The sequence below is a fragment of the Marinobacter sp. C7 genome (assembly GCF_022343555.1).
GTDB lineage: Bacteria > Pseudomonadota > Gammaproteobacteria > Pseudomonadales > Oleiphilaceae > Marinobacter.
The window spans coordinates 140166-150255 of sequence record NZ_JAKQZH010000006.1 but is presented as its reverse complement, the minus strand read 5'-3'; the positions used below and the strand labels follow the sequence as shown (position 1 = coordinate 150255).

10 protein-coding genes are annotated in these 10090 nt (G+C 58.4%); all 10 read left to right on the top strand.

Features of this window, described 5'->3' with window-relative positions:
• A partial coding sequence (locus MD273_RS18275; protein WP_502846076.1) for a bacteriophage T4 gp5 trimerization domain-containing protein occupies positions 1–465 on the top strand: 465 nt, incomplete at its 5' end.
• Between the two features lie 126 nt (positions 466–591).
• Positions 592–1695 carry an AI-2E family transporter gene (locus tag MD273_RS18270; RefSeq protein ID WP_239039227.1) on the top strand — a complete coding sequence of 368 codons (1104 nt, stop codon included), beginning with the start codon at positions 592–594 and terminating at the stop codon, positions 1693–1695.
• Between the two features lie 102 nt (positions 1696–1797).
• On the top strand, positions 1798–2940 hold the full coding sequence (locus tag MD273_RS18265; RefSeq protein ID WP_239039226.1) for a zinc-binding dehydrogenase: 1143 nt from the start codon (positions 1798–1800) through the stop codon (positions 2938–2940).
• A complete protein-coding gene (locus tag MD273_RS18260) occupies positions 2940–4001 on the top strand; it encodes a proline racemase family protein (protein WP_239039225.1) in 1062 nt (353 codons plus the stop codon). The genes MD273_RS18265 and MD273_RS18260 overlap by 1 nt, the downstream gene beginning before the upstream one ends.
• 141 nt (positions 4002–4142) lie before the next feature.
• Complete coding sequence (locus MD273_RS18255; protein ID WP_239039224.1) at positions 4143–5792, top strand: AMP-binding protein; 1650 nt, start codon at positions 4143–4145, stop codon at positions 5790–5792.
• Positions 5789–6214 carry a PaaI family thioesterase gene (locus tag MD273_RS18250; RefSeq protein ID WP_239039223.1) on the top strand — a complete coding sequence of 142 codons (426 nt, stop codon included), beginning with the start codon at positions 5789–5791 and terminating at the stop codon, positions 6212–6214. The genes MD273_RS18255 and MD273_RS18250 overlap by 4 nt, the downstream gene beginning before the upstream one ends.
• A 78-nt stretch (positions 6215–6292) precedes the next feature.
• Complete coding sequence (locus MD273_RS18245; RefSeq protein ID WP_239039222.1) at positions 6293–7093, top strand: ABC transporter ATP-binding protein; 801 nt, start codon at positions 6293–6295, stop codon at positions 7091–7093.
• Positions 7090–7812, top strand: a complete 723-nt coding sequence (locus tag MD273_RS18240; RefSeq protein ID WP_239039221.1) for an ABC transporter ATP-binding protein — start codon at positions 7090–7092, stop codon at positions 7810–7812. The genes MD273_RS18245 and MD273_RS18240 overlap by 4 nt, the downstream gene beginning before the upstream one ends.
• Before the next feature lie 72 nt (positions 7813–7884).
• Entirely contained in the window at positions 7885–9096 is a 1212-nt protein-coding gene (locus MD273_RS18235; RefSeq protein WP_239039220.1) for an ABC transporter substrate-binding protein, read from the top strand.
• A gap of 106 nt (positions 9097–9202) precedes the next feature.
• Positions 9203–10090 carry a branched-chain amino acid ABC transporter permease gene (locus MD273_RS18230; protein ID WP_239039219.1) on the top strand — a complete coding sequence of 296 codons (888 nt, stop codon included), beginning with the start codon at positions 9203–9205 and terminating at the stop codon, positions 10088–10090.

Sequence of the window (10090 nt, the reverse complement as noted above, 5' to 3'; positions counted from 1 at the left end):
GACGAAGCCGACCAGGAACAGATCTACCTCCATGCCCAGAAGGACCTGGACCTGCTCACCGAGCACAACCGAACCGAGCTCATCAGAAACGATAGCCACCTGACGATTGGCAATAACCACTTGAGTCTGGTGGGCGGGGACGATCATCAGTCGGTGGATGGTGAATGCCGGGACACTGTCGGTGCAGACATGAGTCTGACTGTGAACGGCAGCCATTTCAGCGAGCAGGGCAAACATCAGTTGGTGGAGGCGGGCACCGAAATTCACCACAACGCCGGACTGAAAATCGTCATTGAGGCGGGCGCCGAGGTGACTCTCAGGGCCGGGGGCAGCTTTGTGAAGGTGGATCCCGGTGGTGTCACGGTTTCCGGCCCCCTGGTGCGAATGAACTCCGGAGGTGGGCCGGGCAGTGGCCGCGCTTCAGAGGCCAGCTCGCCGGATCTTCCTCATCCGGTCAGCGTCTGAGCGGGCCTTCCACCAGCTTCGGTAAGGGCTGATGCAGCCAGCAGCAGAGCAGGTTAGACTGGTCGTTTTCATGACGGCCCTGTCGTTAACCCGGGCCGGTATTTGAACGAAGGCTCGGAGCCCCTCATGGATGGCGATCCTGGACAGAACGAACCGGCGGGCGACAACAAGCGTCCGCTGATTTCCTCGGACCTTGCCACGCCGATATACGGGTTGTTCGGCCTCGGCATTCTGTACACGTTGTACGTTGCCCACCAGATTATCCTGCCCATCGTGCTCGCTGTCATGACCAGTTTGCTGTTATCGCCGATGGTAAAAAAGGCATACGTCAAATGGCGCATTCCCCGGATGGTCAGTTCCATGATCCTGGTGTTGCTGGTGCTGGCGGGAATTGTCGGAGTCACACTGGCGGTGGCCACGCCGGCGCTGAAGTGGGTCGAGGAAGTGCCGGGAGCGATATCCCGGGTGCTGGTCGGTGAGAGTGAACTGAGTCGCCAGATTGCCAGGGTGACCGAGTCCGCAGAGCAGGTCGAGAAATCGGTTGAGCAGCTTTCCGATGGCGAGCAGCCGCAGCCGGCGGCGGTCGTTCTACAAACGGATTCCTGGCGCAACCAACTGATGAACAAGGTCCAGAATGGCATCGTCGGCCTGGCCCTGGCCCTCGCGCTCACCTATTTTCTGTTGGTAAGCGGGGACCGCCTGATCCGGAATTTCGTCCGGCAGTTGCCCCTGGGACAGCGGAAAACGGTGTTGCGGATAACCCACGATTCCCAGCATCTGATTGCGCAGTATCTCGCGGTGTTGGGGCTGAGCAACATCTTTGTCGGCACGGCTACTGGTCTCATCTGCTGGGCCGCAGGCCTGCCGGATCCTGCTGTGTGGGGACTGGTCGCAGGGCTGGCCCGGTTCATTCCGTACCTGGGGGTGGTCATCTCCGTTTCGATGCTTTCGGTGATTTCTGTGATCAGCCTGGACGAGTTCTGGATGATGGCCATTGCCCCGCTCGGTTTCCTGGCACTGACGACGCTCGTGGGCGCCTTTATCGAGCCATGGATTCATGGTTTCCGCATGGCCATCAATCCGGTCATTATTTTCGTTTCCATCTTCTTCTGGGGCTGGCTCTGGGGCCCGGTAGGGGTGCTCCTGGCGGTGCCGCTGATGACGGTTATCCAGGTCGTTCTCAAGCAGATTCCCGGGTTGCGCCCGGTGTACCGGGTGATCGCCCGCTAAAGCGAATAATGGATACCCGCAACACGCCCTGACACACCCGGGAATCTCACCTATCCTGTCTGGATAACCCAAATTCAGCAGACCAGGGAGGATCTCTCGTCCATGATCCCGAACACCATGAAAGCCATGGTTCTTACCGGTCACGGTGACATCGACAAGCTTGAATATCAGGACGTTCCTACCCCCCAACCCGGCCCGGGCCAGGTCCTTGTCCAGGTTACTGCAACCGCCAAGAACAATACGGACCGCAAGGCGAGGGAAGGGCTGTACCCAACGAAGAAAGGCGAGATGACGTCCTTCAAGATGGGCGGCAAGCCTACCCTGACCTTTCCCCGCATCCAGGGTGCCGATATCGCTGGCCGGGTGGTTGCGGTTGGTGATGGCGTTGATGAGAGCCGCATTGGCGAGCGCGGACTGCTGGATTTCAATATCTACGCCGACGGCCGCCGGGACATCAACCTGACTCCGGATTATTACGGTCATGGCGCTGACGGAGGCTTCGCGGAATATGTGGTGCTGCCATCCGATCAGTTCCACCATATCCCGAACCCTGAACTGTCCGACGCAGAACTGGCCGCCATGGGCATGTGCTCCTACCAGACCGCCATGCACATGCTGACATCGGCCAGTGTCCGGGCAGGTGAGCGGGTATTGGTCACCGGTGCCAGTGGCGGTGTCGGTACAGCACTGATTCAGTTGTGCCGGGTCATGGGCGCCATCCCCTACGCACTGAGCAAACAGGACAAGGCGGAGGCGCTGATGGCGCTTGGTGCGGAAGCCGTGCTGGATCGCTCGGACATGGACAGCTTCGAGGACCGGGTGAAAGAGCAGACCGGAGGAAAACCCATCGATGCGGTCATGGATCTGGTAGGCGGTGAGATGACCGACCGGTTCATAGATACGATGATCTTTGATATGAATGCCCGCTCCACCTACCCGCGGCTCAGCATTGCCGGTGCCAGTGGCGGCAACATCAGCGAGATACTCTGGACCCGCATCTACCTGTACCAGGTGCAGATCTTCGGAGTCTCCCACGGTACCCGTGAAGAAGCTGACCAGCTGATGGCCTGGATCCGGGGCGGCCAGCTCAAACCGGTGCTGCACGGCGCTTTCCGACTTTCGGAGCTGCACCGGGCCGAGGAATATTTTGTTAACCGGGGCAGCAATTATCTCGGCAAGATCGTGATCGTTCCCGACGCACAGTGGGAAGAACACGGCAAACCCTATGCCCTGGAGGCCGCCTGATGAAGCCTGAGCTGACCATTCAGTTGATGGATACCCATGCCGGTGGTGATGTCAGCCGGATTGTGACCGGCGGTATCGATCTGTTGCCCGGAGACACCGTTCGGGCCCAGATGGAGTATCTGAGGGATGACGCAGACGGCCTCCGTAAACTTCTGCTGGAGGAACCCTATGGCATTCCGGAAATGTCGGTGGATTTGCTGGTTCCGGCCACAGATCCGCGGGCGGCGGCCGGTTACATCATCATGGAGGTGATGGGTTACCCCATCTACTCAGGCTCCAACACGATATGCACCGCCACCGCCGTGCTCGAGGCCGGAATCGTGCCCAAGCAGGAGGGCAAACAGAACTTCATGCTGGAGTCTCCCGCCGGCCTGGTCCAGATCGAGGCCACCGTACGTGATGGCGTGGTCGAGGCCATCACCTGTGAGGGTTTGCCGAGTTATATCCATACTTACAAGGCGAGCATTGACGTACCCGCGCTCGGGAAAGTGACCTACAGTGTTGCCTACAGCGGCGGCTTCTACGCGCTGGTGGATGCAAAAGAGCTGGGCTTTGACCTGACTCTGGACGAGGAGCGCAAGCTGGCGGAAACTGCCCATGCCATTGTCGAGGCGATACAGGCGGAGCGGGGTTTTTCCCATTACACCCTGGGCGATGTCGGCCCCTTGCCGTTCCTGCACTTCATGGGGCCGGAGGAACACGTGGCAGAAGGTTATTACCGCTCCCGTTCGGCCACCTACGTTCATCCAGGGGTTATCTGCCGCAGTACGACGGGGACCGGCACCTCTGCGCGCCTGGCGCTCATGAACTACGAGGGGAAGATCCGTCCGGGTGACAGGCTGGAGACGGTGTCGCTCAGGGAAACGGGTTTTATCGGTGAGTTCACCTCGGTCGAAACCGAGGGTGAGTACCAGGTTGTGAAGAACAGCATCACCGGCAAGGGGTACGTTATTGCCCGCTCCGATATCGTGGTGAACTGCGATGATCCGATGGTCGATTGCGACGGCCTTCACCATATCCTCTCATCCCGCCACAAGTCTGGCCTCGCGCCAAGGTCCTGATCTGACGGCCCGTTTGCAGTGAACGTCATAACACTGCCACGGCGGGCCTGTTTTTAATCTAAAGTTTACCTTTACGTAAAGTGAAGCCTGTGCTAAACCTTGGCCCTGTGCATTCAAAGATAAAAACAACAGGAGTTCACGATGAGCCTTCCGAAATACACCGATGTGTACAACAACTTTGATGCGGCCGCTCTGGAAGCGGACATCCTGGACGGACGTCTTGATAGCGGTCTGAACGTATGCCACGAGATCTGTGACAAATGGGCGTCTGATCCGCAGAAAGTAGCCCTGTTCTACGAAACAGCAGACGGTGGAGACGGAACCCTGACCTTTGCGGAGCTCAAGGCCGCTTCAGCCCGCTTCGCCAACTATCTCCAATCTCAGGGTATCGGGAAGGGTGATCGTGTTGCGGGCCTGCTGCCCCGCGGACCGGAGCTGCTGATTGTGATTGCCGGCGCTCTGCGTGCCGGTGCGGTCTACCAGCCACTGTTTACCGCATTCGGCTCCGGTGCCATCGAATACCGGCTTGAGCGTGCCGGCACCAAACTGGTAGTGACAGACCCCGCCAACTACCCGAAACTCACCGAAGTGAAGGGCTGTGCCCCGGTGCTGTGCGTAAATGCCAGCGAAACCGGCGCCGATGTCCGCGATTTCGAGGACACCCTGGCGCAGCAGTCCGACCAGTTCGAGCCGGTGATGATCAAGGGCACGGACCCGTTCCTGCAGATGTTCACTTCCGGCACCGTTGGCAAGGCCAAGGGTGTTGCCGTACCGGCCAGGGCTCTGCTGGCGTTCTACGTGTACATGAAGTACGCCATCGACCTTCGTGAAGACGATGTATTCTGGAACGTCGCCGATCCGGGCTGGGCCTATGGCCTGTATTATGCTGTCGTCGGTCCGCTGCTGATGGGCCACGCTACGCATTTCAACCCCGGTGCTTTCACTCCGGAATCCACCTACGACATGATCCGCAAGTACAAGATCACCAATCTGGCAGCGGCACCCACGGCCTACCGCCTGCTCAAGGCTAATGATCAGGTGCTGCCGGAAGGCGAGAATCTTGGTCTGCGGGTATGCAGCAGTGCGGGCGAGCCGCTGAATCCCGAGGTGGTCAACTGGATCAAGAACCGCCATTTCTGTCCGGTGAAGGACCATTACGGTCAGACCGAGACGGGGATGACCTGCTGCAACTTCCACGGTCTTGAACATCCGGTACGCGAGGGCTCCATGGGCTACTCCTCTCCCGGCCACAAAGTTGTTGCGCTGAACGAAAAGAACGAAGAAGTGGGGGAGGGCGAGATTGGTCAGCTGGCGGTGGATGTGAAATCTTCACCACTGTTCCACTTTGACGGCTACACTTGGGGTGAAAAAGATCCGTTTGTGAACGGGTACTACCTCACTGGCGACATGGTAATCTGCCATGGAGATGGCAGCTTCTCCTTCAGTGGTCGTGACGACGACATCATCACTACGGCCGGCTACCGGGTAGGGCCTGCTGACGTCGAAAGCACTCTGCTTGAACATGCTGCGGTAGCGGAATCCGGTGTTGTCGCGAAGCCGGATGAAAAACGGGGCTCGATCATCAAGGCCTATATAGTGATCAAGAGTGGTCAGGAGCCTGCCGATGAGCAGTCCCTGAAAGATGAACTCCAGGAGCTGGTTCGCCGCCGGCTGTCCACCCACGCCTTCCCGCGTGAGATCGAATTCGTGGATGAGTTGCCGAAGACTCCGAGCGGCAAGATTCAGCGATTCGTGTTGCGTAACCGTGCCAAGGACGAAGTCGAGGCATGATCATCACCTTCGAAGAGCTTCAGGCGTTCCTCGAGGAGCAGTTTCCGCAGGGTGAGGCATTCGGCACCCTGCAGAAGCTCGGGGACGGCTGGGCCGAGATGCGGCTGGAGGTGGACGAGGAACATCTCCGGCCCGGAGGCACTGTCTCCGGGCCGGCTATGATGGGGCTGGCGGACGTAGCCATGTACGCCGCCCTGTTGAGCAAGATCGGGTTGGTGCCCCTGGCGGTGACGACCAACCTGAACATCAACTTCCTCCGGAAACCGGCTGCGCATGCCGCCATCTGGGCTCGCGCCAACCTCCTGAAGGTTGGGCGCACCATGGGGGTCGGAGAAGTTTTCGTCTATTCCGAGGGGGTGGAGGAGCCGGTGGCACATTCCACGATGACTTATTCGATCCCCCCGGAAAAATATAGGAATTAAGTATTGACGTTTACGTATACGTCAATCTAACCTGTAGATAATTCAGAAGTACAACAATAACAAAGGGTATAGTGGCTCATGAGTGAACAGCACGTTCTCGAGACCCGTAACCTGGTCAAGGAGTTCAAGGGGTTCGTCGCCGTAGACGACGTCAACCTCAAGATCCGGAAAGGCGATATCCATGCGCTGATCGGCCCGAACGGCGCCGGCAAGACCACGGTGTTCAATCTCCTGACCAAGTTCCTGATCCCTACCAGGGGGCAGATTCTTTATAAGGGCGAGGACATCACCTCCCTGAAATCTGCAGCCATCGCCCGCAAGGGCGTGGTTCGCTCCTTCCAGATCTCGGCGGTATTCCCCCATATGACCGCACTGGAAAATATCCGTGTAGCTCTGCAGACAGCCGAGGGCACCTCCTTCAGTTTCTGGAAGTCCGGTAATTCCCTGCACAAGCTGAACCAGCGTTGCATGGAGCTGCTGGATGCCGTGGGCCTGGCGGAGTTTGCCAACACCACCACCATCGAGCTGGCCTATGGGCGCAAGCGGGCGCTGGAACTGGCCACCACCCTGGCCATGGAGCCCGAGATCCTGCTGCTGGATGAGCCAACCCAGGGCATGGGTTCGGAAGACGTGGACCGGGTTGTCGAACTTGTTCGCAAGGCGGCTGACGGACGCACCGTATTGATGGTGGAGCACAACCTGAGCGTGGTCAGCAAACTCTGTGACCGCATTACCGTGCTGGCTCAGGGTGCAGTGCTTACCGAAGGCGATTATGCCGCTGTATCTGCCGACCCGAGGGTACGCGAGGTATACATGGGCAGCGAAGGCAGCGGTGAGCGAGGAACAGCCAGCAGTGAAGAGGCGGAGGCAGCCCAATGAGCGTGAATCCGGATCGGGAATACGAACAGCTGCGCCTCTCCGGCCTGCATGCCTTCTACGGGGAATCCCACATTCTTCACGGCATCGACATGGTGGTGAACCGCGGCGAGCTGGTGACACTGCTGGGCCGCAATGGCGCCGGGCGGAGCACAACGCTCAAGGCCATCATGAACATGGTGGGCCGCCGCACCGGCTCCATCATGATCAACGGTGAAGAAACCATGGCGCGCGCGCCACATCATATTGCCAGGTTGGGTGTCGGGTATTGCCCCGAACACAGGGGCATTTTTTCGTCACTCAGCGTCCAGGAAAACCTGACCCTGCCTCCCGTTGTGCGCAGCGGCGGCATGAGTCTGGAAGAAATCTACAACATGTTCCCCAACCTCTATGAGCGGCGTAACAGCCAGGGCACCAAGCTGTCCGGCGGTGAGCAGCAGATGCTGGCCATGGCCCGTATCCTGCGTACCGGCGCCAATATGCTTTTGCTGGACGAAATTACCGAGGGTCTGGCACCGGTCATTGTAGAGAAGCTGGGGGAGGTCCTGGTAGCCCTGAAAGAGAAAGGCCTGACCATTGTCCTGGTAGAGCAGAATTTCCACTTTGCGGCACCGCTAGCCGATCGTCATTACGTCGTGGAGCACGGTCAGATTGTGGAAGAAATCAGCGCCAACGAACTGAGTGCCAAACAGTCGGTGCTGGACAACTATTTGGGAGTCTGATCCCGGATAGAACGAAAGTAAGAAAAGCAACAACAACCCGAACCAACGCAAGACAGTAGCGGAGATAGAACAATGACAATGATGAAAAAGCTTCTGACATCAGCCGTTGCATCAGCCCTGATGGTGGGCGGCGCCCAGGCAGAAATGTCCGACGACACCATCAAGATCGGTTACCTGGCGGACATGTCCGGCACTTACCGGGATCTGGCTGGTCCGAACGGACTCAAGGCCCTGGAAATGGCCATTGCCGATTTCGGTGGTAAGGTAAACGGCACCAAGATTGAAGTGGTCAGTGCCGATGACCGTAACAGCCCCGATTCCGCCTCCAGCACCGTTCGTCGCTGGGTCGAAAACGAGAATGTCGATCTGGTGGCGGGGATGGTTGCGTCCTCCGTTTCCATCGCGGTCAGCAAGATTCTGGAAGAGAATGACCGTCTGGGTATCATTTCCGGCTCTGCCGCGTCCAGCATCACCAACGAGCACTGCACGCCGAACCACATTCACTACGTCTACGACACCTATCCACTGGCTAACGGTACCGCCAGTGCGGTGGTCAAAGAGGGTGGCAAGACCTGGTACATGCTGACCGCGGACTACGCCTTCGGTCACGCTCTGGAAGGTGACGTGACGCGGGTTGTCGAGGCCAACGGCGGTGAAGTGATCGGCACTGTACGCCACCCGTTCCCGACCCAGGATTTCTCCTCCTTCATTCTTCAGGCCCAGGCTTCTGGCGCTGACGTGATCGGCCTGGCGAACGCCGGTGCAGACACCACCAACGCGATCACCACTGCCAGTGAGTTCGGTGTAACCCAGTCCGGCCAGACCCTGGCAGCGCTGCTGCTGTTCCTGACGGACGTGCACGCACTGGGTGCCGAAACCGCCCAGGGTATCCAGCTGACCACAGGCTGGTACTGGGACATGAACGACGAGACCCGTGAGTGGTCTGATCGATTCATGGAAGAGACCGGTGTGCGTCCGACCATGGTTCACGCGGGCATCTACTCCAGTGCCATGCAGTATCTGAAAGCTGTTGAAGCGACCGGCTCCGACGATGCTCAGACTGTTCGCCAGCAGATGATGGACACGCCGATCAACGACATGTTCGCGAAGAACGGCAAGATCCGCGTTGATGGCCGCATGGTCCACGATATGTACCTGGCGGAAGTGAAAACTCCGGAAGAGTCCAAAGGCGAATGGGACCTGTACAAGATCCTGCGGACCATCCCGGCTGAAGAGTCTTACCGCCCGCTCTCCGAGAGTAAGTGCAAGCTGGTAAACAACTAAGAAAAGCTGCAACAACGGTACTCCCCGCAATCATGCGGGGAGTACCGGAAACCTGCAGAGACGAGAAGTCCAACAATAACGTCTGTGCTGCTTTGGAGTTAGCAACATGTCCATGATTTTCGGCGTCCCACTCGCTGTGCTCTCCGGCCAGCTCCTTATCGGAATCATCAACGGCGCCTTCTACGCCCTGCTGAGCCTGGGGCTCGCGGTTATCTTCGGCCTGCTGAAGATCATCAATTTTGCCCATGGTGCCATGTATATGCTGGGCGCCATGACCACTGTCCTGATGTTTGACTACCTGGGCGTCAACTACTGGGTTGCCCTTTTCCTGGCCCCTCTTGTGGTCGGTGTCTTTGGTGTTGTCATCGAATACTTTCTGCTTCGCCGCATTGCGGGGCAGGACCATATCTACAGCCTGCTCCTGACCTTCGGGGTGGCCCTGATTATTCAGGGTGTGCTGATCAACTGGTTCGGTGTATCCGGGCTGCGTTACACCATGCCTGACATGTTCAAGGGCGGCGTGAACCTCGGCTTCATGTTCATGCCTTATTATCGGGCCTGGGTCATCGTTGCGGCCCTGTTGGTGTGCTTCGGCACCTGGTTTGTGATCGAGAAAACCAAACTGGGCTCGTATCTGCGAGCCGGAACCGAGGATTCTCAGCTGATGCAGGGGTTTGGCATTAACGTTCCTTTGCTGATCAGTCTCACCTACGGTTTCGGGGTGGCTCTGGCGGCATTTGCGGGCGTTCTCGCCGCGCCCATCTACTCGGTCACTCCGGTTATGGGGTCCAGTACCCTCATCGTGGTCTTCGCGGTCGTGGTGATCGGCGGCATGGGTTCCATCGGCGGTGCCATCATCACCGGTATTCTCATGGGGGTCATCGAGGGGCTCACCAAAACCTTTTATCCGCCGGCGTCTTCGGCAGTCATCTTCCTTGTCATGGTTCTGGTACTGATGTTCCGGCCCAGTGGCTTGTTCGGTAAGGAGGCATAA